26 protein-coding genes are annotated in these 25,148 nt (G+C 73.1%); 10 read left to right on the top strand and 16 right to left on the bottom strand.

What is annotated here, in order from left to right; translation table 11 throughout:
- Positions 1-26 precede the first annotated feature (26 nt).
- Both ACPA54_RS09430 and ACPA54_RS09425 read right to left on the bottom strand, forming a co-directional pair.
- Positions 27-611 (bottom strand): DNA-3-methyladenine glycosylase I, encoded by a 585-nt coding sequence (locus ACPA54_RS09430; protein WP_423528219.1) that lies wholly within the window; start codon positions 609-611, stop codon positions 27-29.
- Positions 608-1,213: a DivIVA domain-containing protein gene (locus ACPA54_RS09425; protein ID WP_423528218.1), complete on the bottom strand. Its 606-nt coding sequence runs from the start codon at positions 1,211-1,213 to the stop codon at positions 608-610. Before ACPA54_RS09425 ends, ACPA54_RS09430 begins: the two co-directional genes overlap by 4 nt.
- A 147-nt stretch (positions 1,214-1,360) precedes the next feature.
- On the opposite strand from ACPA54_RS09425, the gene folP reads away from it, so the two are divergent.
- A complete protein-coding gene (gene folP, locus ACPA54_RS09420) occupies positions 1,361-2,233 on the top strand; it encodes a dihydropteroate synthase (protein ID WP_423528217.1) in 873 nt (290 codons plus the stop codon).
- Positions 2,234-2,392: 159 nt separating this feature from the next.
- Here the strand turns inward: folP and ACPA54_RS09415 are convergent, their stop codons facing one another.
- The 3 genes from ACPA54_RS09415 to dapE all read right to left on the bottom strand — a co-directional run bounded on the left by ACPA54_RS09415 (position 2,393) and on the right by dapE (position 6,017).
- Entirely contained in the window at positions 2,393-3,865 is a 1,473-nt protein-coding gene (locus ACPA54_RS09415; RefSeq protein ID WP_423528216.1) for an alkaline phosphatase PhoX, read from the bottom strand.
- A gap of 211 nt (positions 3,866-4,076) precedes the next feature.
- A complete protein-coding gene (locus ACPA54_RS09410) occupies positions 4,077-4,844 on the bottom strand; it encodes an LOG family protein (RefSeq protein ID WP_423528215.1) in 768 nt (255 codons plus the stop codon).
- Positions 4,845-4,940: 96 nt separating this feature from the next.
- On the bottom strand, positions 4,941-6,017 hold the full coding sequence (dapE, locus tag ACPA54_RS09405; RefSeq protein ID WP_423528214.1) for a succinyl-diaminopimelate desuccinylase: 1,077 nt from the start codon (positions 6,015-6,017) through the stop codon (positions 4,941-4,943).
- A gap of 24 nt (positions 6,018-6,041) precedes the next feature.
- On the opposite strand from dapE, the gene ACPA54_RS09400 reads away from it, so the two are divergent.
- Together ACPA54_RS09400 and ACPA54_RS09395 are read left to right on the top strand one after the other, a co-directional pair.
- On the top strand, positions 6,042-6,965 hold the full coding sequence (locus ACPA54_RS09400) for a VldE C-terminal domain-containing protein (protein ID WP_423528213.1): 924 nt from the start codon (positions 6,042-6,044) through the stop codon (positions 6,963-6,965).
- 160 nt (positions 6,966-7,125) lie between these two features.
- A complete protein-coding gene (locus ACPA54_RS09395) occupies positions 7,126-7,527 on the top strand; it encodes a hypothetical protein (protein ID WP_423528212.1) in 402 nt (133 codons plus the stop codon).
- A gap of 165 nt (positions 7,528-7,692) precedes the next feature.
- On the opposite strand, the gene dapC is transcribed toward ACPA54_RS09395, so the two are convergent.
- Both dapC and fdxA read right to left on the bottom strand, forming a co-directional pair.
- Positions 7,693-8,766, bottom strand: coding sequence for a succinyldiaminopimelate transaminase (gene dapC, locus ACPA54_RS09390; RefSeq protein ID WP_423528308.1), 1,074 nt, complete (start codon positions 8,764-8,766; stop codon positions 7,693-7,695).
- Positions 8,767-8,849: 83 nt separating this feature from the next.
- Positions 8,850-9,173: a ferredoxin gene (fdxA, locus tag ACPA54_RS09385; protein ID WP_345675945.1), complete on the bottom strand. Its 324-nt coding sequence runs from the start codon at positions 9,171-9,173 to the stop codon at positions 8,850-8,852.
- Positions 9,174-9,341: 168 nt separating this feature from the next.
- Between fdxA and ACPA54_RS09380 the strand changes: the two genes are divergently transcribed.
- Together ACPA54_RS09380 and ACPA54_RS09375 are read left to right on the top strand one after the other, a co-directional pair.
- On the top strand, positions 9,342-10,337 hold the full coding sequence (locus ACPA54_RS09380) for a GNAT family N-acetyltransferase (protein WP_423528211.1): 996 nt from the start codon (positions 9,342-9,344) through the stop codon (positions 10,335-10,337).
- An 81-nt stretch (positions 10,338-10,418) separates the two neighbouring features.
- A complete protein-coding gene (locus ACPA54_RS09375) occupies positions 10,419-11,306 on the top strand; it encodes a transglutaminase family protein (RefSeq protein WP_423528210.1) in 888 nt (295 codons plus the stop codon).
- 72 nt (positions 11,307-11,378) lie between these two features.
- Here the strand turns inward: ACPA54_RS09375 and ACPA54_RS09370 are convergent, their stop codons facing one another.
- Positions 11,379-13,073: a glycoside hydrolase family 18 protein gene (locus tag ACPA54_RS09370; protein WP_423528209.1), complete on the bottom strand. Its 1,695-nt coding sequence runs from the start codon at positions 13,071-13,073 to the stop codon at positions 11,379-11,381.
- Positions 13,074-13,326: 253 nt separating this feature from the next.
- Between ACPA54_RS09370 and ACPA54_RS09365 the strand changes: the two genes are divergently transcribed.
- Positions 13,327-14,013: a hypothetical protein gene (locus tag ACPA54_RS09365; RefSeq protein WP_423528208.1), complete on the top strand. Its 687-nt coding sequence runs from the start codon at positions 13,327-13,329 to the stop codon at positions 14,011-14,013.
- A 4-nt stretch (positions 14,014-14,017) separates the two neighbouring features.
- On the opposite strand, the gene ACPA54_RS09360 is transcribed toward ACPA54_RS09365, so the two are convergent.
- From ACPA54_RS09360 to ACPA54_RS09335, 6 genes are all read right to left on the bottom strand, one after another.
- On the bottom strand, positions 14,018-14,650 hold the full coding sequence (locus tag ACPA54_RS09360; protein WP_423528207.1) for a TetR/AcrR family transcriptional regulator: 633 nt from the start codon (positions 14,648-14,650) through the stop codon (positions 14,018-14,020).
- 31 nt (positions 14,651-14,681) lie between these two features.
- Positions 14,682-17,147 carry a VanW family protein gene (locus ACPA54_RS09355; protein WP_423528206.1) on the bottom strand — a complete coding sequence of 822 codons (2,466 nt, stop codon included), beginning with the start codon at positions 17,145-17,147 and terminating at the stop codon, positions 14,682-14,684.
- 289 nt (positions 17,148-17,436) lie between these two features.
- Entirely contained in the window at positions 17,437-17,832 is a 396-nt protein-coding gene (locus ACPA54_RS09350) for a DUF6113 family protein (protein ID WP_423528205.1), read from the bottom strand.
- Positions 17,833-17,920: 88 nt separating this feature from the next.
- Positions 17,921-18,811: an N-acetyl-1-D-myo-inositol-2-amino-2-deoxy-alpha-D-glucopyranoside deacetylase gene (gene mshB / locus ACPA54_RS09345; RefSeq protein WP_423528204.1), complete on the bottom strand. Its 891-nt coding sequence runs from the start codon at positions 18,809-18,811 to the stop codon at positions 17,921-17,923.
- Positions 18,812-18,870: 59 nt separating this feature from the next.
- Positions 18,871-19,536 (bottom strand): class I SAM-dependent methyltransferase, encoded by a 666-nt coding sequence (locus ACPA54_RS09340; protein ID WP_423528203.1) that lies wholly within the window; start codon positions 19,534-19,536, stop codon positions 18,871-18,873.
- A 76-nt stretch (positions 19,537-19,612) separates the two neighbouring features.
- Positions 19,613-19,807 (bottom strand): DUF2304 domain-containing protein, encoded by a 195-nt coding sequence (locus ACPA54_RS09335; RefSeq protein ID WP_345675935.1) that lies wholly within the window; start codon positions 19,805-19,807, stop codon positions 19,613-19,615.
- A gap of 219 nt (positions 19,808-20,026) precedes the next feature.
- Here ACPA54_RS09335 and ACPA54_RS09330 point away from each other — a divergent pair, with 219 nt between their 5' ends.
- The 4 genes from ACPA54_RS09330 to ACPA54_RS09315 are packed head-to-tail and all read left to right on the top strand — an operon-like array spanning position 20,027 to position 23,029.
- Positions 20,027-22,159, top strand: coding sequence for a S9 family peptidase (locus ACPA54_RS09330; protein WP_423528202.1), 2,133 nt, complete (start codon positions 20,027-20,029; stop codon positions 22,157-22,159).
- Positions 22,152-22,361 (top strand): hypothetical protein, encoded by a 210-nt coding sequence (locus tag ACPA54_RS09325; protein ID WP_423528201.1) that lies wholly within the window; start codon positions 22,152-22,154, stop codon positions 22,359-22,361. The genes ACPA54_RS09330 and ACPA54_RS09325 overlap by 8 nt, the downstream gene beginning before the upstream one ends.
- A 51-nt stretch (positions 22,362-22,412) precedes the next feature.
- The gene (locus tag ACPA54_RS09320; RefSeq protein ID WP_423528200.1) at positions 22,413-22,691 is read left to right on the top strand and encodes a hypothetical protein; all 279 of its coding nucleotides are present in this window, start codon (positions 22,413-22,415) and stop codon (positions 22,689-22,691) included.
- Entirely contained in the window at positions 22,688-23,029 is a 342-nt protein-coding gene (locus ACPA54_RS09315) for a type II toxin-antitoxin system PemK/MazF family toxin (RefSeq protein ID WP_423528199.1), read from the top strand. The genes ACPA54_RS09320 and ACPA54_RS09315 overlap by 4 nt, the downstream gene beginning before the upstream one ends.
- Before the next feature lie 58 nt (positions 23,030-23,087).
- Here the strand turns inward: ACPA54_RS09315 and ACPA54_RS09310 are convergent, their stop codons facing one another.
- Both ACPA54_RS09310 and ACPA54_RS09305 read right to left on the bottom strand, forming a co-directional pair.
- Positions 23,088-24,116 (bottom strand): ABC transporter ATP-binding protein, encoded by a 1,029-nt coding sequence (locus tag ACPA54_RS09310; RefSeq protein WP_423528198.1) that lies wholly within the window; start codon positions 24,114-24,116, stop codon positions 23,088-23,090.
- A complete protein-coding gene (locus ACPA54_RS09305) occupies positions 24,100-25,137 on the bottom strand; it encodes an ABC transporter ATP-binding protein (RefSeq protein ID WP_423528197.1) in 1,038 nt (345 codons plus the stop codon). Before ACPA54_RS09305 ends, ACPA54_RS09310 begins: the two co-directional genes overlap by 17 nt.
- Positions 25,138-25,148: the final 11 nt, after the last annotated feature.

Below are 25,148 nucleotides of genomic sequence, written 5' to 3'. Positions count from 1 at the left end.
GCCGCTAAGCCGGAAGCGGCGGACGGTCAGATCCGCCGCGCGTGGCACGCCTTGAGGTGGTCGTCCACCAGCCCGCAGGCCTGCATCATCGCGTACGCCGTCGTCGGCCCGACGAACTTGAACCCGCGCTTGCGCAGGTCCTTGGCGAGCGCCGTCGACTCGTCGGTGACCGCGGGCACGTCGGCGACGGTCCGCGGCGCCTTGCCGCGGCGCTTGGGCGCGTGGGACCAGATGAGCGTGTCGAGGCCGCCGTTGGCGAGGCCCTGCGTGACCTTGGCGTTGGCGATGCACGCCTCGATCTTGGCCCGATTGCGGATGATCCCCGGGTCGGCCAGCAGCCGCGCCACGTCCGTCTCGTCGAACGCGGCGACCTTGTCGATCCGGAACCCGGCAAAGGCCGTCCGGAAGCCCTCCCGGCGCCGCAGGATCGTGATCCACGACAGACCGGACTGGAACGCCTCCAGGCACAGTCGCTCGAACAGCGCGTCGTCGCCGTGGACGGGCACGCCCCATTCCTCGTCGTGGTACGCGACGTAGTCCTCGGTGCTCAGCCCCCACGGACAGCGCGCGAGCCCGTCCTCGCCGACCACGACCCCGCCGGGAACCGTCACGCCTGCTCCTCGTCCTTCGGCGCCGCGGCGGCCTGCGGTGCGGCGTCCTGCGCCTCGGCGGACGGGTCCTCGGGGGCGGCCTGCGGCTCGGCCGCACCGCCCGGCGTCCCGGCGCCCTCCGACGCCGCCACGGCCTCCACGGCCTCCGCAGCCCCCACGGTCTCCGCAGCGTCCACACCGATCTCGTCGGCCGCCTCGGGCCGTCCGGCCGCCTCCGGCGCCTGCTTCTCCAGCCCCACCGGGGCGGTGCCGGCGTACCCGGCCGCCCCCACGGCCGCGCCGACCGCCACCGCGGCCCCGGCCACCCCCGCCGGCACCACCCCGGCCAGCCGGTACTCCAGGTCCATGATCCGGGCGTCCCGGGCGGAGAGTTCCGCGCTCAGCCGGTCGAGGGTGTAGTCCACCTCGCTCATCCGGTAGCCGCGCAGCACGACGGGGAACCGCACCCGGTCGACGTCCTCGACGGTCAGCGGCTTGTCCGGGGTCCACGACAGGTCCGGGCGGTCCTGGTAGGCGTCGGGCAGCGAGCCGCCCGCGCCGAGCACGACGGCGGCGACCACGAAGACCACCGCGGTCACCACGACCAGCTGGATCCAGAACACGGACACTCCCCTTGTCGGCACCGCGTGTACGAGCCCCCTGTCGGCCGTACCCGGGACGATCGTGCCACGATCTGGGGTGGGGATGTCCGCCCGGCGGCGTACGAACCGCTCGAAACCACGGGCTGCCCGGAAACCACGACCTGGAGGATGCCGGTGGCGACGCTGCGGCTGGGACGACGCGAATTCGGCGACGACGAGCACGTGATCATGGCGATCGTGAACCGCACGCCCGACTCCTTCTTCGACAAGGGCGCGACGTTCGACGACCGCCCCGCGTTGGAAGCCGTGGACCGCGCGGTCGCGGAAGGCGCGGGCATCGTCGACATCGGCGGCGTGAAGGCCGGGCCGGGCGCCGAGGTGGACGCCGCCGAGGAGATGCGCCGCACCGTGTCCTTCGTCGCCGAGGTGCGCCGCCGCCACCCGGACGTCGTGATCAGCGTCGACACCTGGCGCCACGAGGTCGGCGAGGCGGTGTGCGAGGCGGGTGCGGACCTGCTCAACGACGCGTGGGGCGGGGTCGACCCCAAGCTCGCCGAGGTCGCCGCCCGCTACGGCGTCGGCATCGTGTGCACGCACGCGGGCCGGGCCCGGCCGCGCACCCGCCCGCACCGGATCGGCTACGACGACGTCATGGCCGACATCCTGGACGTCACGGTCGGCCTCGCCGAACGCGCGCTCGCACTCGGCGTGCGCCGGGACGCGATCGTCATCGACCCGGGGCACGACTTCGGGAAGAACTCCCGGCACTCGCTGGAGGCCACCCGGCGGCTCGGCGAGATGGCCGCGACCGGCTGGCCGGTGCTGGTGTCGCTGTCCAACAAGGACTTCGTCGGCGAGACGCTCGACGCACCGGTCAACGAGCGGCTGCTGGGCACGCTGGCCACGACCGCGGTGTCCGCGTGGCTCGGCGCCCGGCTGTACCGCGTGCACCAGGTGCGCGAGACGCGGCAGGTGCTCGACATGGTGGCCACCATCCAAGGCACGCGCGAACCGGCGGTTGCCCGGCGCGCGTTGGCCTAGCGGCCCCGCGGGACGTGCCGGAAACACGGCGTGCCGGAGGGGCTCCGCGCCCCCGCGCGAAGCCCCTCCGGTCTTCCCCCGTCGCGTGAACTCCTCCGCCTCGAAGCGTTCACGCGGTGCCGCGGCCCCTTCCGGCCGCGTTCCGGACCTCGGTTCGGATCAGAGATCGGCGTGGTGCCGCCACGGGCCGGTGATCGCGAACATGGTGCCCGGCGTCTGCACGTTGGCGAACAGGATGCGGCCGTCCTGGGAGAAGGTCGGGCCGGTGAACTCGCTGTACTCCGGCTTGTCCGCGGTTCCCTCGTTCACGTCGTTGCGGGCGAGCGGGTAGGCGCGGTTCTTGCTGGTGGCGCCGACCAGGTGCTGGATGCCGTCGCCGTCCTCGGCGAGGACCACGCCGCCGTGGGGCGACACGGTGATGTTGTCCGGGCCGTCGAACGCGCCGTCCACGGCCGGGTTCGGGTTGACGCCGAAGCGGAGCTTGAGGGCGAGCGTGCGGCGCGCCGGGTCGTAGAACCAGACCTGGCCGTCGTGCTGCACCGGGCTCTCGGCGCGGGCGAAGCTCGTGACGACGTACGCGCCGCCGTCGCCCCACCACGTGCCCTCGATCTTGCGGCCGCGGGTGATGTCGGTGTTGGCGAACTGCTTGCGGATCGACACCGTGCGCGCGTCGCGGTCCGGCACCGGGATCCAGGACACCGCGTAGGTGGTGCCGATCTCGGTGGCGCGCGACAGGTCGTCGACGTGCTTGCCCGACGCGTCCACGGCCTTCATCGCGGCGAGCGTGCCCGCGGTGTCCGCGAGGCCCTTGAGCCGGCCGCGACCGCCGCGGAAGCCGCGCGGCGGCTCCCAGCGGTAGAGCAGGCCGTTCGGGTTGCCCGCGTCCTCGGTGAGGTAGATGTGGCCGCGCCACGGGTCGACCGCGGCGGCTTCGTGGGCGAAGCGGCCGAGCGCCTTGACCGGCTTGGGGTCGCGGTTCGCGCGGGTGTCGTACGGGTCGACCTCGAAGACGTACCCGTGGTCCTTGGTGGCGCCGTTCTGGCCTGCGAGCGTCTCGGTCTCCTCGCAGGTCAGCCAGGTGTCCCACGGGGTCTTGCCGCCGGCGCAGTTCGTCGAGGTGCCGGCCACGCCGACGTACTCGCGGATGCGGCGGCCGTGCTTGTCGGCCTCGACGACGGTGCAGCCGCCCGCGATGGCCGGGTCGTACACGTAGCCGTCGATGTGCGGGACCGGCAGCGGCGTCTTGTCGACCAGGCCGCCCAGCTCGTGGTTGTTCACCAGCACGGTCCCCCCGCCGTGCCGGTTGAACGCGCCGGTGCCGTCGTGGTTGCTCGGCGTCGGGTGGCCCGACTCCAGCTTGGTGACCCCGGCCTGGGTGACGATCTGGTACGAGAAGCCGGCGGGCAGCGCGAGGCGCCCGGCCGGGTCGGCGACCAGCGGCCCGTAGCCGAACTCGGGGCGCGGGCCGCGGCCGTTGCCGTTGCGGTCCTCGCCCTGGTCGTTGCCGCCCTGCGCGGCGGACGCGCCGGGGGCCAGCAGCATCTCGGTGCTGCCGACGAAGGCGATACCGGCGCCGACGACCGCGGAGCGGCCGAGGAAGCCGCGGCGGGACACGCCACTGGTCTGGGGCATCGTTTCTCCTGCTCGGACCTGCTCGGCGGGAACGGATGCGCACTGATGGGTCGTGCGCGTCCACGGCTCCGGCGTGTCCGATGCGCCGGGGCGCTCACACGTTCCCGCGCGGTGATGTCCGCCCGGTGAACGCGGCCGGGCGGACGGGTGCCGAGCAGAGGAATCCGGCGGATGCCCCGGATCCGGCGGGATCAGGCGAGCCCGGCAGGGGTCAGCTGCCCGCGCGGCGCTCCGCGGCGGCCTTGGCCCGCTGGGCGGCGACCTCGGTCTGGTCGAGGAGCTTGTCCGCGTTGACGATGACGCGGACCGCTTCCTCGATGTCGTCGGTGATGTGGATCAGCTCGAGGTCGGTCGGCGACGCCTTGCCGCTCGCCACCACGCGATCGCGCAGCCAGTCGATCAGCCCGGTCCAGTAGTCGACGCCGATGAGGACCAGCGGGAAGTGCACGACCTTGCGGGTCTGGATGAGGGTGAGCGCCTCGAACAGCTCGTCCAGCGTGCCGATGCCGCCGGGCAGCACGATGAAACCCTGCGAGTACTTCACGAACATCGTCTTGCGGACGAAGAAGTACCGGAAGTTCAGCTCGATGTCGCAGTACGGGTTGAGCCCCTGCTCGAACGGCAGCTCGATGCCGAGGCCGACCGACGTGCCGCCGGCCTCCTGGGCGCCCTTGTTGGCCGCCTCCATCGCGCCGGGGCCGCCGCCGGTGATCACCGCGTAGCCGGCCTCGACGAGGGCCTTGCCGACCCGCTCGCCCAGCACGTACTCGGGCGACGCGGCCGGGGTGCGGGCCGAGCCGAACACGGCGACCGCCCGGTCCAGCTCGGCGAGCGCGCCGAACCCTTCCACGAACTCCGACTGAATGCGCAGCACGCGCCATGCCTCGGTGCCGAGATGCCGGACTCTCGGATGTACCGCGGCCAATTCCGCGGGCGTGGCGAACTCGGGGGGCTCGGTGGGGGTGAAGCGCGTGTCCATGCGCACCACATTGCCACCGACGGCCCCCCGACGTGGGGATTTCCGTTCTCCGGGCGGCCGGGCCCGCGGCGCTCGGGCCGGCCTGCCCCGCGGTTCTCAGGCCAGCCAGGCCCGCATCCGGGTCTCCGCCTCCAGCACCGCGGCGACCTCGACGTACTCGCCGCGGGTGTGCGCGAGCGCCGGGTCGCCGGGGCCGTAGTTGACCGCCGGGACGCCGAGCGCCGAGAAGCGCGCCACGTCCGTCCACGCGACCTTGGCGCGCGGGGTCCCGCCGACCGCGGCCACGAACTCCGCCGCGGACTGCCGGTCCAGCCCGGGCAGCGCGCCCGGGGCGGTGTCGGTCAGCTCGATCGTCGCGCCGCGGGCCACCGCCGCCGCGAAAACCTCCTGCACATGCGCGAACGCGTCCGCCTCGGAGCGGTCCGGGGCGAAGCGGAAGTTCACGGTGACCGCGCAGGCGTCCGGAATGACGTTGCCGGCCACGCCGCCCTCGATGCCGACCGCGTTGAGGCCCTCGCGGTATTCGAGGCCGTCGATGAGCGCCACCCGGGGCTCGTACGCGTCCAGGGCGGCCAGGATCGGCGCGGCCTTGTGGATCGCGTTGTCGCCGAGCCACGAACGAGCCGAGTGGGCGCGCACCCCGTCGGTGGTGATCCGCACCCGCAGCGTGCCCTGGCAGCCGCCCTCGACGACCCCGCCGGTGGGCTCCATCAGCACCGCGAAGTCGCCCGCCAGCCACTCGGGGTGGGTGCGGGCCAGGCGGCCGAGGCCGTTGCGGGACGCCTCGACTTCCTCGTTGTCGTAGAAGACGTACGTGATGTCCCGGTTCGGCGCTGTCAGATGCGCCGCGAGCCGCAGCTGGACCGCGCAGCCCGCCTTCATGTCCGAGGTGCCGCACCCGTACAGCCGCGGCCCGTCCAGGCGCGACGGCACGTTGTCGGCGATCGGCACGGTGTCCAGGTGCCCGGCCAGGACCACGCGCTCCGCACGGCCCAGGTCGGTCCGCGCGACCACCGCGTCGCCGTCCCGGTGCACGGTCAGGTGCGGCAGCGCCCGCAGCACCTCCTCGACCACGTCCGCGAGGGCTTTCTCCGCACCGCTGACCGAGGGAATGTCGACGAGTTGCGCGGTCACGTCGGCCGCGTCGCGGGCCAAGTCCAAAGCAGCAGGCATGCCCGCCACCATAGTCTTCGGTGTGTGGGCCAGAGAAAGCGTGCGGAAGAGCGGAACGAGCGGTCGGGCATAGTCGGCTGGGTGGTCGCCCTGCTGGTCGTGCTCGGGCTGTTCGCCGCCGTGGCGGTCGTCGTCGTCAAGATGCTGCCCGGAGGCGGCACCCCGTCCGACGAGTGCACCGTGCCGGATGCCTCGGGGGCGTCGGACACGCTGTCGTTCGACCCCGAGCAGGCCGCGAACGCCGCCACGATCGCCGCCGTCGGCCAGGCCCGCGGGCTGCCCGACCGCGCCATCGAGATCGCGCTGGCGACGTCGATGCAGGAGTCGAAGCTCTTCAACATCAGCTACGGCGACGCCGACTCGCTGGGCCTCTTCCAGCAGCGCCCGTCGATGGGCTGGGGCACCCAGGCGCAGCTCCAGGACCCCGTCTACGCGTCCGGCAAGTTCTACGACGCACTGGTCAAGGTGCCGAACTACACCGACCTGCCGCTCACCCAGGCCGCCCAGAAGGTGCAGCGCAGCGCCTACCCGGACGCCTACGCCCGGCACGAGAACAAGGCCGTGTCGCTGACCGCCGCGCTCACCGGCCGTGCCCCGGCCACGCTGAGCTGCCGCCTCGCCGCCAAGCCCGGCGTGGTGACCGCGGCACCGCTGCGTACCGCGCTCACCAAGGACTTCAAGCCGGCCGTCGCGGACTCCGCGGTCGCCGACGCCACGGGCACGCTGGCCGTGCAGCCCGGCAAGGCCGACGGCCGGGGCTGGGCGATCGCGTCGTGGGCCGTCGCGCACGCCCAGCAGCTGGGCATCCGCGAGGTCTCCTACGGCGGCAAGGTGTGGACGCGCGAGGACGGCGGCGACGGCTGGCAGACCGTCAAGTCCGGCAGCGGCAAGGCCGCCCCCGCGGACGCGACGCAGGTCCAGATCCGCTACACGGACGCCCCGTCCTGACAAGTGCCTCCCGGGTTCCCTCACCCGAACGAGGGATCTGTTTCGCGAATGGCCCGCTTCGTCGCAACCTTTCCGCGCCGCGGCCGATATACCCGGCGTCCGTGCCCGACCGGCCCGGACGCCGGGGACCCGGCAGGTACGAAAGTTCTTGAGGAGCGCGATGTCGAGCACTCTCCCGCGCCGCGTGGTCCAGGCCGCGCTGCTGGCCGCCGCGGGCGCGGCGCCGTTGATCATCGGGGCGTCCGCCGCCCACGCCGCGGAGCTGCCGGTGCCGGCGCTCGACGGCGTCACCGGCATTTCGCAGCCGGACCTGGCGGTGCCGACGGGGATCGCCGACCAGGTCGGGGAGGGCCTCGCGAGCTCCGTGCTGGTCCCGGCCGAGGCGGGCCTCGGCCCCGCGCTGCCGGTCGCGGGCTTCTCCGCCGACCGGGGGCTCAACAGCGCCATGCCGTCCGCGGACAACGCGATCACCACGGGTACCCAGCACTACCTCCAGACCAACGCGGCGGAGACGCTGGCCGGCGTGACGACGCCGCTGCGCGAGGTTCCGCAGCTCTTCTGATCCCGGCCGGTCCCGGGTCAGCCGGTCTGCACCGACCGAGAACCCCCGGACCACCCCGAGGGATCCGCGGAACCCGAAAGTGTGCGGGGCGGCGCCCCGAGCATCGCCCCGCACACCCGCACACTCCGCCCCGGGGCTCCAGCCCTCGGCGCTCGGTCCTCGGACTCAGCCCTTGAGGCGCGCCACCGCGGCCGCCACGCGCTCGTCGGTGGCGGTGAACGCCACCCGGACGTGCCGCGTGCCCGTCGCGCCGTAGAACTCGCCGGGCGCCACCAGGACGCCGCGTTCGGCCAGCCACGCCACGGTGTCCCAGCACTCCTCGTCGCGCGTCGCCCACAGGTACAGGCTCGCCTCGGAGTGGTCGATGCGGAAGCCCGCCGACTCCAGCGCGCCGCGCAGCAGCGCCCGCCGAGCGCCGTACCGCGCCTTCTGCTCCGCCACGTGCGCGTCGTCGTCGAACGCGACGCGCATCGCCTCCTGCACCGGGCCCGGCACGATCATTCCCGCGTGCTTGCGCACCGCGAGCAACTCCCGCACCACCGCCGGGTCGCCGGTGACGAACCCGGCGCGGTAGCCGGCCAGGTTGGAGCGCTTCGACAGGGAGTGCAGCGCGAGCAGGCCGTCGTGGCTGCCGCCGCACACGTCCGGGTGCAGCACCGACACCGGCTCGGTGTCCCAGCCCAGTTCGATGTAGCACTCGTCGGACACCAGGATCGCGCCGATCGAGCGCGACCAGGCGACCATGTCGCGCAGTTCGTCCGCGGTCCGCACGGCGCCGTGCGGGTTGCCCGGCGAGTTGATCCAGACCAGCCGGACACCGTCCGGGTCCGGCTTCTCGCCGTCCGCGACCGGCACCGGCTCGGCGCCGGCCAGCCGCGCGCCGACGTCGTACGTCGGATACGCGAGCGCCGGGTGCAGCACCTTGTCGCCGGGTCCGACGCCGAGCTGCGCGGGCAGCCCCGCGACGAGTTCCTTGGTGCCGATGACCGGCAGGATCGCGGCCGGGTCGGCCGCCACGCCGAGGCGGCGGCGCAGCCAGCCGGCCGCGGATTCGCGGACCGCGGCGGTGCCGTAGGTCAGCGGGTAGCCCGGCGAGTCGGCGGCCGCGGCGAGCGCGTCGCGGATCAACGCGGGCGTCGGGTCGACGGGCGTGCCGACGGACAGGTCGACGATGCCGTCCGGGTGCGCGGCGGCCTTCGCCTTGAGCGGTTCGAGCCGGTCCCACGGGAATTCCGGCAGCCGTCCGGAGACGCGGCGCGCCGCCCACCCCTCGGCGGAGGCGGACGGCGCGGTGCGGTTGTGCGTGTCGGTCACAGCGACGACTACTCCGCGGCCTGCGGCGGCAGCGCGGCGATCAGCGCGTGGTCCTTGTCGATCTGACCGAGCTTCGAGGCGCCGCCGGGGGAGCCCAGGTCGTCGAAGAACTCGACGTTCGCCTTGTAGTAGTCCTTCCACTGCTCGGGCACGTCGTCTTCGTAGAAGATCGCCTCGACCGGGCAGACCGGCTCGCACGCGCCGCAGTCCACGCACTCGTCCGGGTGGATGTAGAGGGCGCGCTCACCCTCGTAGATGCAATCGACGGGGCACTCCTCGATGCAAGCCTTGTCCTTCACGTCGACGCAGGGCTGCGCGATGACGTAGGTCACTTGGGATTCCTCCTCATGGCGGGCTCCGCCAGGTCGTTACGGGTGCGCGGGAGCGCGGCAACGTCGATGCCCGTCACTAGTATCGCGGTGGTCCCGGGCTATCTCCTAGCGGGCCCATATCAGCAGAGATCACCGTCTCAGGTCAGCAGAGATCGGGGTGTACGGCAGGTGAACCGGATCACACCGCACGACGTCGGAAGGCGGGTGTCGGTTCGACGCCGGCTGAGCCCGGAAGGCGCGCCGCCGCAGTTCGGCGACGTGGTCGGCGTCCTCGACACCTGGTCCGCGGGGGTGCTCACGATCACCCGCAAGGACGGCAGCATCACCCGGGTGGACGAGCACACGCTGGTTGCGGGGAAGGTCGTTCCCCCGGTCCCGGCGCGAGGGCCGGCCGCTCTGCCGGTGGAGTTGTTGCAGGCCGCAGCCGATCGGGCGTGGCCTGCTTTCGAGTATGCCGCGCTGGGCGGCTGGCGTTTGCGGGCGGCCGGCGGATTCACCGCCCGGGCCAACTCGGTGCTGGCGCTCGGCGAGCCCGGCCGACCGTTCGACGCGGCACTTGCGGAGGCCGAGCGCTGGTACGCCGACCGCGGCCTGCCGTGCCTGTTCCAGACCGTCGACGGTGATGCGGAAGACCGCGCGCTCGCCGCGCTCGGCTGGACGCCGGTCCGCGCCGCGCTGTTCCAGACCGGACGCCTGGCCGCGGCCCGGGACCGGCTGGACGCCGTCGACGACAGCAGGGTCGAGCTGTCCGGCACCTTCGACGACACGTGGATGAGCCTGTACCGGCGGGTGGACGTCCTCTCCCCCGAGGCGCGGCACGTGCTGGCGGGCCCGCCCGGCACCCTGTTCGCCCAAATACGCGATCCCGCCACCGGCGCGACCGTCGCGATCGGCCGCTGCGCGATCGAGGTCGGCGGCGACGCCGGCCCCGGCCCCGGCCGCCGGCTGGCCGGGTTCGCGGCCGTCGAGGTGGACCCCGCACACCGGCGGCAGGGCTGGGCGCGCGCCATCATGAAGGCGCTGACCGCCGGGGCGCTCGACGCGGGCGCCACGACCGGTTGGCTCCAGGTCGAACCGGACAACGACCCGGCGATCGCGCTGTACGACGCCCTGGGCTTCGCGAACCACCACCGATACCACTACCGGCAGCCCCCGCAGCCCTAGCCGGACCCGTCGGCCGCCGGACCCGTCGGCCGCACCACCCAGCTCCGCCACGCCCCCACGCCGTCGCAGGGAGACGCGCCCGTGACCGACCCCACCGCCGCCCGCCGGGCGCGGTTCGCCGCCGTCGTGCGCGGCGAACCGGTCGACCTCGCCGAAGCGTGCCTGCTGATCGGCGCCGAAGCGGACCCGTCGCTCGACTTCGGGCCGTGCCGCGCGGAACTCGACCGACTCGCCGCGGCGGTCGCCGCGGAGCTCGCCGAACCGCCGGACGACGCGGACCCGTCCCGGGCTGCCGCGGTCCTGGCGCTGGTGCTCGGCGCCCGCGCCGGGTTCCGGGGCAGCCAAGCCGACTACGGGGACCTGCGGTCGTCGCTGCTCGACCAAGTGCTGCGGCGCCGACGCGGCCTGCCGATCCTGCTGTCCGCGGTCTGGACCGAGGTGGGCCGCCGCGCCGGCCTGCCGGTCTACGGCGTGGCCCTGCCCGGCCACTTCGTGGTCGGCATCGGCGACCCGGACGGCGCGTTCGTGCTCGCCGACCCCTTCGACGGCGGGCGGCTCATGACCGAGACCGACGCCCGCGCCGTCGCACTGGCCGCGGGCGGGTCACCGGACGACCCGCACCTGCTGCTGCCCGCCCCGCCGCACGCGATCCTGCTGCGCATCCTCAACAACATCCGCGGCTGGGCCCAAGGACCGCACCCGGCCATGGCACCCGCCCCGGGGCCCGTGACGGTGCCTGTCCCGGAGCGCACGTGGACGCAGCTGTGGGCGGTCGAACTGTCCCTGCTGCTGCCGCGGCATCCCGCGGTGCTGCGCCGGGAGCGCGGTGCGCTGCTCGCGCAGACCGGGGATTTCCCCGGCGGGGCGGCCGAATTGGATGCGTTCGCGGACCTCGTCGGGCCGATCGACCGGGAACTCGCGGACGTGGTGCGCCGGGAAGCCCGCGCGGCCCGCTCCCGGCTGAACTAGGCCGGGCCCGGGCCGGGTCCGGGCCGGGTCCGGGCCGGGTCCCTGGCGGGTGTCCGGTCCGCCCGGCCGCGGCTAGGGCTTCTCCGGGGCGCCGCCGCCGTCCGCCGGCGCGGTCGGTACCGAACTGCCGTATTCGGTGCCGGTGAAGGCGCGCAGGAACGCGTTCGGCGCCTGTGAGATACCGCTGCAGCCCGGGTCGGCCGCGCCCAGCGCCACGACCGTCGAGCCGCACCCGCGGTCGCGGGCCGCCGACCACCACGACAGCGCGCCGAGGTGCCGGCTCTCCGCGAAGCGGGCGAGTTCCTGGGCGTCCGCGACGGTGAACACCTCGCCGGGCACGTCGGCCACGCCGATCATCGGCGTCAAGCCCATCGTGCGCCAGACCTGAGCATCCGTCAGGTTGGGCCACACGCCGCGCAGTTGACCGTGCGCCGTGTTGGCGGCGTCGGTGGCGTAGCGGGCCATGCGGCCCATCGGGTTGGGCGCGTTGGCGGGCCCGTAGTCCATCGCCATCAGGTTGACCGTGTCGACGTTCAGACCGCGGGTGGCGGCGTCGCGCAGCAGGGCGACGGCTTCCGCCCCGAGCCCCGCGGGTCCCGCGGGCAGCGAGTAGGTCAGGTGCAGGTTCCGGCCGGCCTTGCCGAGGCGCTGGCGCACCAGGACGAGGGCCTGGTTGCGGCGTTCCACGATGTCCGGGCGGGCGAGCGACCGGCCTTCGACGTCGAGGTCGATGTGGGTCACCCGGAACATGTCGACGACCTGCAGGTAAGCGTCGGCGAGCGCTTCCGGCGTCCGGCAGCCGGCGGCCAGGTCGTTGCCGCCCGAGCCGCCGAACGAGATGGTCACGTCGCCGCCCTGAAAGCGGAGTTCGGACACCCGCTGGACGACCGACGGGTCGTCCAGGCGGACCCCGCCGCCCCACCCGGGCCGGCAGTCGCCGCCGTCGACCACGAACGCCAGCGTCCAGTCCGCGACCCCGGTCAGCCGGCTCGTCGCGGCCAGGTCGAACGAGCCGGGCGCGGAGAGGTCGACGTACGGTCGGATCCGCGTCGCCCCCGTCCCGGTCCCTCCGGGAGCCCCGGACACCCCGGGCGACGCCGACGCGGGCGGCACCACGGGCCGCACCGTGCCGGTCGCCGACGCGGTCGCGGTGGCCGGCCGCTCCTGCGGCGCACCCCGGCCCGGCCCGGACACCGCGCTCGTCTGCGGGGTCGCCGACGGCTCGGCGGACGGCGAGGCCGCCGCGTCGGCCTGCCCGCACGGCCGGTCGTTGATCGTGCATTCCAACGGCAGTTCGGTCGGCGGCTCGCCCGGATCGACGCGCCGCACCTCGAATCCGACGACGGCGGTCTCGCCGGGGCGCAGCACCCGGTTCCATTCCTCGTCCCGGATCGTGTACTTGCCGCCGTCGCGCGTCATGCGGCCGTTCCACAGCGTGGCGACCTCGCTGCCCGCCGGGAGGCGGAATCGCAGCGTCCAGCCGTGCGCGGCGTCCTCGCCGCTGTTGCGCACCACGTACTGGGCGCTGAAGCCGGTCGCCCAACTTCCGGTGCGCACATATTCGGCGGTCAGCCGGGTGCGAGGGCCGTCCTCCGCGAGCGCGACCACGAAGACCGCCGGGAGGGCGGCGAGCACGGTCGCGGCGGCGCCCCAGCGGAGGCGGCCGCGTGCGGTGGCGGGAAGCGACGCGCGTAGCCGGCCGGTCCGGCGGCCGCGCGGTGCCGGGGCCGCATCCGAATGCGGCGCGTTCGCGCGGCGCAGCGCCATGGCCTGCCTCCGAAGTGCTGCACAAATCCGGGGGGTTGGCCCCGGAGCCCCCGGCGGGGGTGAACCGTCCGTCGCGCGGGTCGCCGTCGGTGGCGCAAGGACTCTACTCGCTCTGCCCTCGCCCGCAACGAGAACGCCGTACTGCGCCACGGGGTTCCCCCGATGCGGCATCATGCATCGCGCCGCGCCGCGGGGCCCTTCCGGCCCCGCGCGGCGGCACCGCACACCGGTGCCGCGCGGGTAGCGTGCCCCTATGCTGCAACTCGCCGACGCCCGCAGCGGCCGGAAGACGCCCGTCCAGGCTGCGGGAGGCCGCCGGTTGACGGTGGCGTTCTGCCCCGGCTCGCTGCGTGCCGCCGTGACCGCCGACCTGGTCCGCCGCGCCGCCGAACGGCACCACCTGGTGGTGATGCTGGCGCCGCATCCGTGCGGCGAACCTCCGATGGCCGAGCCGCTCCGCTACAACATCCACCCGCCGTCGGCCACCGCCACGGTCGGCGCCGTCGACGTGCACGTCGGCCCGCACGACCACGACGAGGGCGACCGGATCATCCTCGCCACCATGCACGACCATCCGGCGTTCCCGGACGCGGATCCACTGGCGGTGCGCCTGGCGCTGCTGGACCGGCGGCACGGCGACCGCACTCCGCTGGGGCCTGCGGACATCGCCGAGGCGCACACCCGGCTGCTGGAACTCCGGGCCGACGTGGCGCGCTTCGCCGAGGCGCCGTCCGGCGCCATCCCGCTCGACCGGATCTCCGCGATCCACGCCGCGGTCGACGACGACCTCGACACCGCGCGGGCGCTCGCGCTGACCGACTCGCTGCGCCACGACGCGGCGGTCGCGCCGGGGGCCCGGTTCGAGTCGCTCGTGCACCTCGACCGCACGTTCGGCCTCGATCTGGCGCAGGACGTCGGGAAGATCCATCCGTCGGACTGACGGGTCAGCGGCCGTCGCGGCCGTAGTACGCCAGGAACATCTCCACGCCCCGGGCGATCAGCTCGTCGGCCGTCTCCGGATCCAGCGGCGCGGGGTAGCCGCCGTGCGCGAAGTGCGGGTACAGGACGAGCGCGTGGAACTGCAGCACGGCCACGTCCATGTTGGGGACGTCCAGTCGGGGGTCGCCGCGCAGCAGTTCGGCGAGGGCCCCGGCGAGCCGGTCCGGGCCGTACGTGCGCCAGACTCCGGCGAGTTCCGGGAAGCGGGCGCTCTCCGCGGCGACCAACGCGCGGAGCGCCAGCACGTCCGGCCGGGCGAGGCCGTCGACCCAGGCGCGGGCCGCGGCGGTGAGCGCACCCCGCACGTCCGGGGCGCGCCGGACGAACTCGCGCATGGTCTCGAACGGTTCGCGGCAGGCTTCCTCGACGGCTTCGCCGACGACCTCGGCGAACAGCTCTTCCTTGGTGCCGAAGTGGCTGTAGACCGTGGCTTTGGACACCCGCGCGTGACCGGCGATCGCCTCGACCGTCACGCCGAACCCGTCGCGCAGGAAGCGCTCCCGGGCCGCCCGCACCACCGCGGCGCGCTTGCGGCCGGCCGGGCCGCCGCCATGCCGCCGTCCGGTCGCGACGGTCACCGCGGCAGGCCCGCGAACTCGGCGGCCTTCATCAGTCGTTGTTGCCCGAACCGACGCCCGGCGGGGCCGCCGCCCCGCCCGGGGCCGGCGGGCCGCAGGTGATGGCGTCGGCCGGGTCGTACTTGGTGTGGAACTGCTCGCGGCGCACTTCCCGGCCGCCCTGCACGAAGATGCGCGTCACGTCGATCTTGAAGCCCTGCGACGGGCCCTGCGGTACGCAGCCGGCGCTGGTGTCGTTGATCGCCTTCGGCTCCACCAGGTCGTACTTCGGGGAGCTGGTCGACTTGATCTGGTCGTACTTCTTGGTGCCCAGCAGGGTCACGGTCACCGAGTTGTCGGAGTACGACGTGTCGATGTAGACCGGTTTGCCCGAGTCGTTCTGCCACTTCAGGTCGAGCGACGGCCACGCGACGGTCGCCTCGCGGCCCGCGGGGTAGCGGTCGATCCAGAAGCTGTGCGGCTTGTGCTGCACGTCTTTCAGGCCCGCGAAGAAGACCGCGTTGAACATCGTCGTGGCGACCTGCGAGACGCCGCCGCCGAAGTCGGTCTGGAAGCGGCCGTTGTTGATGATCGTGCCCTTGGCGAAGCCGCTCTCCGCGGTGCGCTCCCCCACCGCCTTGTTGAGCGACCAGGTGTCGCCGGGCATCACCACACCACCGTCGACGAGGTCGGCGGCGCGGTGGATGTTCGTCAACCGGTACTGCGCATACGGGTAGTTCGTCGTGTACGTCGCCAGCACGTCGGTGATCCCGAGCGCCTGCGCCTTGGCCGTGGTGAACGCCGGTTCGACCGGCCCCAGCGCGACAGCCGCCGTGCGCCCGGTCGTCTTGGTCAGCACCGGCATCAGCGCCTGCGCCGCGGTGTCGCCGGAGACGCCCTGCCCGGGCTTGGACGGGACGACACTCACCTTGCCGTTGTCCACCTTGAACGTCGCGTCGACCGGCTTCTGGCCGACCGTGGAGAAGCTGTTCCCGAGTGCTTCCTGCAGACCCGCGGTGTCGATCTTGGGCACCAGCTTGCCGTTCGCGTCCGGCACCATCGACAAGTACTTCGCCAGTGTGGCCGGTTCGAGCTTCATGCTGACCTTGCCGGCCGTCAGCGTCACCGGGCCGGACATCGCCGGGACGGCGAACTCGCGCATCGCCCGGTCGACTTCCTCCTGGCTGACCTTCGGCCTCGACTGCTTGGTGGGCAGCACCACAGGCCCGCGCGCACCGCCGCTCAGGTAGGCGCTGCGCACCGCCTCGACCGCCGCCGGAGTGTCCAGCACCCGCACGGTCTGCGGTGCGATCGCGGTGGCCTTGCCGCCGTCGAAGGACACCCCGCCTTCGCGGGCCTGTTCGCCCGCGTCCGCGGCGAGTTGCTCGAGTGCCGCGGCCAGCTTGGCGGGGTCCTCGATGGTGGCCGGCTTCACGGTGCGCGAGCTGCCGAACATCGCCGGCACGGACTCCAGCGGATTGAGGCTGCGGTGCGCGGCGCGGTCCACCGTGCTCTCCGCGTCCAGGATGAGACCGGAGTTCGGCGGGTCGAGCATCAGCTCCTTGTCGCCGATCTTCACCGGGAACGGGCCGGTCGCGCGGTCCCCCAGGACGCTCTCCAGGGTGCGGACCGCTTCGGACTTCGACTGACCGCCGATGTCCACGCCGAGCACCGATGTGCCGCGCGGCACCCCGCCGCCCGCGTACGCGAGCGAGCCGCCGTAGATCCCGCCGAGCAGCGCGATGCCGGCCGCGGACCCGACGATCAGCATGCGCTTGCGCCGCCGTGCGGGCGACATCGACGCGGCCCGCTTCTTCTGGCCCGCGGGCGCGGGCTGGTACTGCGGGGCGTCGGCGCCGAACTCGTGGTCGTCGGCGTCGTCCCAGGCGCCGTACCGCCCCGGGTCGCCGTCCTGGGCGAGCGGGGCTTGGCCGCGCAGCACTACGGGCGGGATCGGCCGGGAGCCGGGGATCTTGATGCTGACGCGGGTCGTCATGGTGCGGTCGCCCGCGTCGTCGCCACCCTCGGCCGTGCTGCGGAAGGCGTCGGTGCCGCCGGGCGAGGCGAGCGGGGTGGGGCTGCCGAACGCGCCGATGAGGCTGCGGCGTCCCGCCTTCTTCGGCAGGGCGGCGGCAGGGACATCGGCGGCGGCCGCGGCGGGTTCGGCGGCCGGCGGCGGGACGGACTCCGGGTCCACGGCCGGCATGGCGCGGGTGTCCCCGGGCGGCGGGTAAGGACCGCCCGGTACCCCTTCGTCCGCCACCGGGTACGCGCCGGTGCCGTACGACGGCACATGCGGCGTCGGCGGAATCCCGTCGACCGACGGCATCGGACGCACCGGTTCGTCCGCGAACCACGAGTCGAACTCGGACGGGTCGCGCGGCGGCAGATCGGTACCGTCCGCCTCGCGCGACGGCCCGGCCGCCGGGCCCGGGACGCGGCCTCCCGCGGAGCCCGCGGGCGGCTCGTATCCGGGGTCCTCGGGCGGGCCGGGCGTGGTGGGGTGGTCGTTGCTCACGACGAACGAACTCTCCGTTGCGATCTTCGACCGCCCGGGAAGGCGGCCACCGATGGCCGGTCGCGTCCGACGGCGGGCGCGCGGGCGACCGACTCGTGATCGCTTGATGCCGCCGTGCCGGGACGGAACCGCGTGCCTCTCCGGCACACGTGGGGCCAATGGACCGGGGGTGCTTGGCCGCTCCATGTGAGCAACGAACAGGGGACCTGAGAAGTTACGTTCGAGGCTCCGGCCGGCCGGGACGACGATCCCGGGCACCCGCGCCCACGAGCATGCCGCGTGGCGGCGCTCAGGTGTTCTTATGCGGCGTGCGTTCACCCGAAAGGAGGAGGAATCCGGGGGTGCCGCCCCACGGCTGCATCGCGATGGTGACGCCGATGATCGAGCCGCCGAAGAGGAAGAGGTAGGAGGTCGCGCCGCTGGTGAACACCCAGTCGCCCTCCGGGCGCGGGTTCGCGGCGATGTAGAACGCGGTGACGAGCCATCCCGCGGCGGGCGCCAGCGCACCGCCCTTGCTCTGCATCGCGTAGCCGCCGACCACGAAGGCGCCGCCCGCACCGGCGAGCGCCGCGATCAGGCCGCCCGGCAGGTACGCGGCCTGCGCGAACGCGCCGACCGCGGCCACCGCGCAGCCCAGCACGAACAGTCCGATGTACGCCGCGACCCGGCCGACGGTGGAAAGCACCCGGAAACTCTAACCCGCGCCGCCCGGGGCCGGGGTCCGGCCCCGGGCGCCCCGGACGGCCGTCCCGGCCCGGTCCCTGCGGCGCCGGTCAGCCGCGCAGCCCGGCGAACAGGTCCGTCTCGCGGCCGTCCGCCCCGGCCGGACCCGGCTCGCCCCGCACGAGGCGGTAGTGCTCGACGCTCATGATCGACTGGCCGACGTTGTTGGACAGCGCGAAGAAGGTGTCCTCGGTCGACACCTGCGTCGGGTAGGCCCGCAGCGCCGCGACCTTCGCGTCGAAGAACTCGCCCGCGTCGACGGCCGCGGTCACCACGGAGTCGTCCACCACGAACGGCAGCTCGTCCACGTCCTTGAAGTCGAACGGCGGCTGCTTGCCGTCCGCCACCATCTGGTCGAAGCTCGCCTTCACCACGGACTTCGGCATCGCGTTCCAGTAGACCTTCGCGATCGCCCACGCCTCGCCCTCGCCGTGCCCCGGGTCGGCGGCCAGCTCGGCGGCGCGCATCGCGACGCGGTGCGCCTGGATGTGGTCGGGGTGGCCGTAGCCGCCGATCTCGTCGTAGGTCACCAGGACCTGCGGCCGCACCTCGCGGATCACCGGCACCAGCAGCCCCGCGGCCTCGTCCACGTCGGCCTGCCAGAAGGAGTCCGGCCGGTCGTTCTGCGGCGTGCCCATCATCCCGGAGTCCCGGAACCGGCCCGCGCCGCCGAGGTAGCGCTGGTCGGACACGCCGAGCGCCTTCATCGAGTCGGCCATCTCGGTCATCCGGTGCGCCCCGAGGCCGTCCTCGCGGTCCGAGGCGAGGTGCGCCAGCGCGGGCACCAGGATCTCGCCCTCTTCGCCGAGCGTGCAGGTCACGAGCGTGACGTGCACGCCTTCGGCGGCGTACCGCGCCATGCTCGCGCCGTTGTTGATCACCTCGTCGTCCGGGTGCGCGTGGACGAGGAGGAGGCTGAGGGGTGCTGCGGACGCGGTCATGGGTGCCAGCGTACGTGGCCGCACCGGCGCGGGCCGGAACGCCGGGCGGTTCGGACGGCTCAGCCGCGCCGGTGCACGAACACGCCGTAGTCGCCGTCCGGATCCCACGGTTCGCGGCCCCAGCCGGCGAACCGCTCGACCGGCACGAGGCCGGCCGCCGCGCACGCAGCCTCGTAGCGATCGACTGCCAGCGGGACGCCGCCTTCGCCCCCGTCGAGGGCGAACCCGGCGACCACCAGGCCGCCGCCCGGCCGCACACAGGAAGCAAGCGCGGCCAGCACCGGGAACTCGGTGCCGGGCGTCAGGTAGATCATGACGTTGCCCGCGGCCACCGCGAGGTCGAAGGGCTCGGCTTCGCTCACGGCTCCGCCGTCCACAGGCTGTGGATGCAGCATCGCGAGATCCAGCGCGGCGAGGTCGCCGAGCACCCAGGTGAGCCCGGGGGCCTCGGCACGTGCCTCGTCGAGCATGGACGCGTCGATGTCCACACCCGCGGTCGTGTGCCCGCGGCGGGCGAGCTCGACGGCGATGCGCCCCGTGCCGCATCCGGCGTCAAGAACCCGCGCGCCGCGCGGCAGCAGCGCGTCGCAGAAGCGGGCTTCGCCGTGCAGGTCGCGGCCCTCGGCGGCGAGCGCGCGGAAGCGCGCCGCGTATGCCGGGCCCCGCGTCCCGCCGGTGACTTCGAGCCAGCGGTTGCCGCTCGGGTTCTTCGCCTCGGTCGTCATACGACCAGGCTAGAGCGGCCTCCGGAGGCCCTCGAAGCCACCCGCTTCGACCGTGGGGTCGGGTGGGGACGAGGGGTCAGAAGTGGATGCCGTTGACGATGCCCGCGAAACTCGTCCCCGCGTCGCGGATGGACGGGGCAATCGACGTACCGGCCAGATAGAAGCCGAGCAGCGTGCACACGATCGCGTGCAGCGGACGCATACCGGCTTTGCGGAGCAGGAATACGACCATGACGCCGAGAAGCGTCACAGCGGAGACCGAGACCGCCATGGTCGCGCACCTCCCGTACAACAGGCGTGGCCCGAGGGCCCTGGCAAACCCCCGATACATCGAATCAAGCCCAGACACGGTGCGTAACGCAACGCACACGGATGGAATTCACCCGATCAGACCTGCACATGATCCGATCGGAATACGCCGCCGTACGCCCATCTACCCACGGGCCGTATACCTGCCTTTTGCGGGACGCGCGACCGTAGGCTGGCCTCCATGAGTTCGGAGATCACCTTTCCCCGGCAACACGCCCGCACCCTGCGCTTCACGCTCGGGGTCCCGCGCACCTTCACCATCACCGGAGGCGGCGCGGACGGGACCGTGCTCTTTCTGCGGTCGCGCTCCGGCACCGACCGCACGACCTGCCTGTGGGCCTACACGCCCGGCGCCGGCGAGCGCCTGGTCGCCGACCCGGCGGCCCTGCTCGGCGGCGGCGAAGAACACCTGTCCGCGGAAGAGCGCGCCCGCCGCGAACGCAGCCGCGAAGGATCCGCGGGCGTCGTCGGCTACGCCGTCGACAGCGCCGGCACGCTCGCCGCGTTCACGCTGTCCGGCCGCCTGTTCGCCGCCGACCTGACCGCCGGCACGGTCGCCGAACTCGCCACCCCCGGACCGGTGATCGACCCGCGCCCCGCACCCGGCGGCGAGCGCATCGCCTACCTCGCGGGCGGCGAACTGCGCGTGATCGACCGCGACGGCGCGAACGACCGCGCGCTCGCCACCCCGGAGAACGGGGAAGTCACCTGGGGTGCCGCCGAGTTCATCGCCGCGGAGGAGATGCAGCGGAGCCGCGGCTTCTGGTGGTCGCCGGACGGCACCTCACTGCTCGCCGAACGCGCCGACAACACACCCGTCGACCGCTGGTGGATCGCCGACCCGGCGAACCCCGCGTCGGCCGCGCACGAAATCGCCTACCCGGCGGCCGGTACCGCGAACGCCGACGTCACCCTGCACGCGATCACCACCGCGACCGGCGAGCGCACCGAAATCGTTTGGGACCGGCAGCAGTTCCCCTACCTCGTCAACGTGGCATGGTCGGCGTCCGGCCCGCCGCTGCTCGTCGTGTCCACCCGCGACCAGCGTGCCGAGCGCGTCCTGTCCGCCGACCCCGCGACCGGCAAGACCGCCGAGGTCGACACCGTCACCGACCCGGTGTGGATCGACATCTTCCCCGGCGCCCCGGCGTGGACGCCGAACGGCGACCTGCTGCGCATCGTCGACGCGGACGGCGCGCGGCGCGTCACCGTCGCGGGGCGGGCGCTCACCGACGGGACGCTGCACGTGCGTTCGGTCCTCGACAGCACCGCCGACGACGTGCTGGTCACCGCGGCCGCCGGAGCCGAGGCGGACGACCCGGAGACCGGGCAGGTGCACGTCTACCGGGTCACCGCCGAGGGCGCGGAGCGTGTGTCGTCCGGCGCGGGCGTCCACAGCGCGGTCCGCAACGGCGCCACCACCGTGCTGATTTCGTCGTCTCTGGAGCGGGTCGGCCCGACCGTCACGGTGCTGCGCGACGGCACCCCGGTCGGCACGATCGCGTCGCACGGCGAGGCCCCGGTGCTCACCGCCGAGGTGGAACTGACCACCGCGGGACCCAACCGCATCCCGGTCGCGGTGCTGCTGCCGAGCGGCTTCGACGCGACCTCGGGCGAGAAGCTGCCGGTGCTCATGGACCCGTACGGCGGCCCGCACGGGCAGCGCGTATTCGCCGCGCAGGCCCCGCACTTGACGTCGCAGTGGTTCGCCGAGCAGGGCTTCGCGGTGATCGTCGCGGACGGCCGCGGCACGCCGCACTATTCACCGGCGTGGGAGAAAGCGATCCGCGACGACTTCGCGGGCGCGACGCTCGACGACCAGGTCGAGGCCCTCCAGTCGCTCGCCGTGGACCGCCCGTACCTGGACCTGGACCGGGTGGCCATCCGCGGCTGGTCGTACGGCGGCTATCTCGCCGCCTTGGCCATCCTCCGCCGCCCCGACGTCTTCCACGCGGGCGTCGCCGGAGCCCCGGTCACCGACTGGCACCTCTACGACACCCACTACACCGAGCGCTACCTCGGCCACCCGGCCGACCGGCCCGCCGTCTATGCCGAGAACTCCCTCGTCACCGGCGGCGACCTCGGCCCCGCCGCGGACCCCGCCCGCCCGCTGATGGTCATCCACGGGCTCGCCGACGACAACGTCGTCGCCGCCCACACCCTCCGCCTCTCCTCCGCCCTCCTCGCCGCCGGCCGCCCCCACGAGGTCCTCCCCCTCTCGGGCGTGACCCACATGACCCCGCAGGAACAGGTGGCCGAGAATCTCCTGCTCCTCCAGGTCGACTTCCTGAAGCGGGCGTTGGGCCTTGACTGACAACACGCACGCCGCGAGCATCCCCCGGCCTGCCGAGGGAACCACCGAGACGGCGCCAAGCCTCGGGCTCCTGTCGCAGCTGACCGCCGACAGCCTCGCCACCGCGCCGACCGTTGTCGGGCCGCTGCCGCTGCCGCCGGCGTTCGGCGATCCGGAAATCTCGGCAGCAGTCGCTGTCACCGGGGACCGAGACGAGGACTGACTGGCAAGCCGAGCGCCCTACCGCGAGCATCCCCAGCGGTATACTCGTGGTATGGCGACGACGACGATAAAGGTCTCCGTGGAGAACCGCGATCGGCTCCGCCGCTGGGCCGACATGCACGACAGCCGCACTCTCGACGACGCGTTGGCTGCGTGCCTCGATGCTGCCGAGTCGCGTGATCTCATGCGGGAGGTCGACGAGGCCATGCACCGGATGCGCCGCGAGGACCCGGATGCCTGGGCCGCCTACCTCGAAGAGCGCGACGTGTGGGATCGCGTCGGTGAGGTGCCCGGCGACGCTGGTGCCGAGTATCCGGAGTACAACACGTGAAGGACGACGTGTACCCGGGCGACATCGTGCTGGTCGACTTGGAGCCGTCGGTGTTCGGCGAACAAGGCGGGAAGCGGCCGGCGCTGGTCGTGTCCGCGTCGTCCTTCAACCGCTGGCCGGTCGGTCTGGCCGTAGTCGCGCCGATCACCAGCCGCGCAACGGGCTTTCCCCACCACGTCGCAGTCGGACACGACGGCGGTCTGGACCGGCCGAGTTGGGCCATGCCGGAATACGTCCGCTCGATCACGCAACGCCGGATATCCCGCGTCCTCGCACAGGCCGACGACGACACGCTTTCCGCCGTCCGCGACTGGGTCGGGCGCTTCCTCGGCTCGTGACACGCGCCGGGCCCGGCTCCCCGAAGGGTGCCGGGCCCGGCGTCGTGTGCGGTTCGCGTCAGTGGGCGTGGACGACGTCCCGCTCTTCGGCGAAGTGGCAGGCGCTCTCGTGGACGGCTTCGCCCTTGAGGCCCTTGCGGATCTGCAGGAGCGGCTCCTCCTGCGCGCAGATGTCCTGGGCCTTCCAGCAGCGGGTGCGGAAGCGGCAGCCCGAGGGCGGGTTAGCCGGGGAGGGGACGTCGCCGGTGAGGATGATGCGGTCGCGGGCGTCGCGGCCCTGCGGGTCCGGGACGGGGACCGCGGACAGCAGCGCCTGCGTGTAGGGGTGCGTCGGGTGGTCGTAGATCTCGGTCTCGGTGCCGATCTCCACGATCTTGCCCAGGTACATCACGGCCACCCGGTCGGAGATGTGCCGGACGATCGACAGGTCGTGCGCGATGAAGATGTACGACAGGTCGAACTCGTTCTGCAGCTTCTCCATCAGGTTGATCACCTGCGCCTGCACCGACACGTCGAGTGCCGACACCGGCTCGTCGCAGATGATGATCTCCGGGTTCAGCGCCAGGCCGCGGGCGATGCCGATGCGCTGCCGCTGCCCGCCGGAGAACTGGTGCGGGTACCGGTTGATGTGCTCCGGGTTGAGGCCCACCAGCTCCAGGAGTTCCTGGACCCGGGTCTTGACGCCCTGCTTGGGCTTGGCCTCCGGGTGGATGCTGTACGGCTCGCCGATGATGTCCGCGACCGTCATACGCGGGTTCAGCGACGTGTAGGGGTCCTGGAACACCATCTGGATGTTCCGGCGCACGCTCTTCAGCGCCCGGCCGGACAGCTTCGAGATGTCGTCGCCCTTGTACAGCACCTGGCCCGCCGAAGCGCGCTCCAGGTTCATCAGCAGCTTCGCCACGGTCGACTTGCCGCAGCCGGACTCGCCGACCAGGCCCAGCGTCTCGCCGTGCACCAGGTCGAACGTCACGCCGTCGACGGCCTTGACCGCGCCGACCTGCTTCTGGAACACGATCCCCTGGGTCAGCGGGAAGTGTTTGACCAGCTGGCGGACTTCCAGGATGTTCTCACCCGAGGGTGCCATCGAGGACCTCCTTCGCGAAGTGGCACGCGCTGCCGCGGCCGGGCGCGACCGGGTGCAGCGGCGGGACGTCGGTGCGGCAGACGTCCTGCGCGTACGGGCAGCGCGGGTTGAACGCGCAGCCGGTCGGGATGCGCATGAGGTTCGGCGGCAGGCCCTTGATGGCGTACAGGTCCTGGCCCTTGAGGTCGAGCCGCGGGATCGACGCGAGCAGGCCCTCGGTGTAGGGGTGCGCGGGGCGGCGGTACAGCTCGTGCACCGGCGCCTCCTCGACGATCCGGCCCGCGTACATCACCGCGATCTTGTCCGCGACGTCGGCGACCACGCCGAGGTCGTGGGTGATGAGGATCAGGCCCATGTTGCGCTCGCGCTGGAGTTCCGCGAGCAGGTCCATGACCTGCGCCTGCACCGTCACGTCGAGCGCGGTGGTCGGCTCGTCCGCGATGATCAGCTCGGGGTCGAGCGCCATCGCCATGGCGATCATGATGCGCTGGCGCATACCGCCGGAGAACTGGTGCGGGTAGTCCGACACCCGCTGCTTCGCCGCCGGGATCTTCACCAGGTCCATCAGCTCGACGGCCTTGGCCTTGGCGTCCTTGCGGGACATGCCCTTGTGCACCCGGAACATCTCGCCGAGCTGGAAGCCGACCGAGTAGACCGGGTTCAGCGCGGACAGCGAGTCCTGGAAGATCATGGCGATCTTCTCGCCGCGCAGCTTCCGCCGCTCTTCCTTGCCCATCTTGAGCATGTCGCGGCCGTGGAACCGGATCTCGCCGCCGGTGATGACCCCGGGCGGCATGTCGAGGATGCCCATGATGGTCTGGGCGGTCACCGACTTGCCGGAACCCGACTCGCCGAGCACCGCGAGGGTCTCGCCGGCCGCGACCGAGTAGGACACGCCGTTGATCGCCTTGGCGACGCCGTCGCGGGTGCGGAACTCGACGTGCAGATCGTCCACTTCGAGGAGCGGCGCACCGGGCACCGGCTCGTTCTTGGCGGGCTTCGTCAACTGATTCGTCGTCACTTGGTGTCTTC

The sequence above is a fragment of the Uniformispora flossi genome, assembly GCF_049534875.1.
Taxonomy (GTDB): domain Bacteria; phylum Actinomycetota; class Actinomycetes; order Streptomycetales; family Streptomycetaceae; genus Yinghuangia; species Yinghuangia aomiensis.
The sequence above is the reverse complement of the archived record's forward strand: the minus strand, read 5'-3'. Positions and strand labels throughout refer to the sequence as shown.

What these genes read in the sequence shown, in the direction of transcription:
- folP (WP_423528217.1), top strand. Translation starts at nt 1,361, where the DNA reads ATGCCGGTGGCGACGCTGCGGCTGGGACGACGCGAATTCGGCGACGAC.
- ACPA54_RS09415 (WP_423528216.1), bottom strand. Translation starts at nt 3,865, where the DNA reads ATGCCCCAGACCAGTGGCGTGTCCCGCCGCGGCTTCCTCGGCCGCTCC.
- ACPA54_RS09410 (WP_423528215.1), bottom strand. Translation starts at nt 4,844, where the DNA reads ATGGACACGCGCTTCACCCCCACCGAGCCCCCCGAGTTCGCCACGCCC.
- dapE (WP_423528214.1), bottom strand. Translation starts at nt 6,017, where the DNA reads ATGCCTGCTGCTTTGGACTTGGCCCGCGACGCGGCCGACGTGACCGCG.
- ACPA54_RS09395 (WP_423528212.1), top strand. Translation starts at nt 7,126, where the DNA reads ATGTCGAGCACTCTCCCGCGCCGCGTGGTCCAGGCCGCGCTGCTGGCC.
- ACPA54_RS09370 (WP_423528209.1), bottom strand. Translation starts at nt 13,073, where the DNA reads ATGGCGCTGCGCCGCGCGAACGCGCCGCATTCGGATGCGGCCCCGGCA.
- ACPA54_RS09365 (WP_423528208.1), top strand. Translation starts at nt 13,327, where the DNA reads ATGCTGCAACTCGCCGACGCCCGCAGCGGCCGGAAGACGCCCGTCCAG.
- mshB (WP_423528204.1), bottom strand. Translation starts at nt 18,811, where the DNA reads ATGACCGCGTCCGCAGCACCCCTCAGCCTCCTCCTCGTCCACGCGCAC.
- ACPA54_RS09340 (WP_423528203.1), bottom strand. Translation starts at nt 19,536, where the DNA reads ATGACGACCGAGGCGAAGAACCCGAGCGGCAACCGCTGGCTCGAAGTC.
- ACPA54_RS09335 (WP_345675935.1), bottom strand. Translation starts at nt 19,807, where the DNA reads ATGGCGGTCTCGGTCTCCGCTGTGACGCTTCTCGGCGTCATGGTCGTA.
- ACPA54_RS09330 (WP_423528202.1), top strand. Translation starts at nt 20,027, where the DNA reads ATGAGTTCGGAGATCACCTTTCCCCGGCAACACGCCCGCACCCTGCGC.
- ACPA54_RS09320 (WP_423528200.1), top strand. Translation starts at nt 22,413, where the DNA reads ATGGCGACGACGACGATAAAGGTCTCCGTGGAGAACCGCGATCGGCTC.
- ACPA54_RS09310 (WP_423528198.1), bottom strand. Translation starts at nt 24,116, where the DNA reads ATGGCACCCTCGGGTGAGAACATCCTGGAAGTCCGCCAGCTGGTCAAA.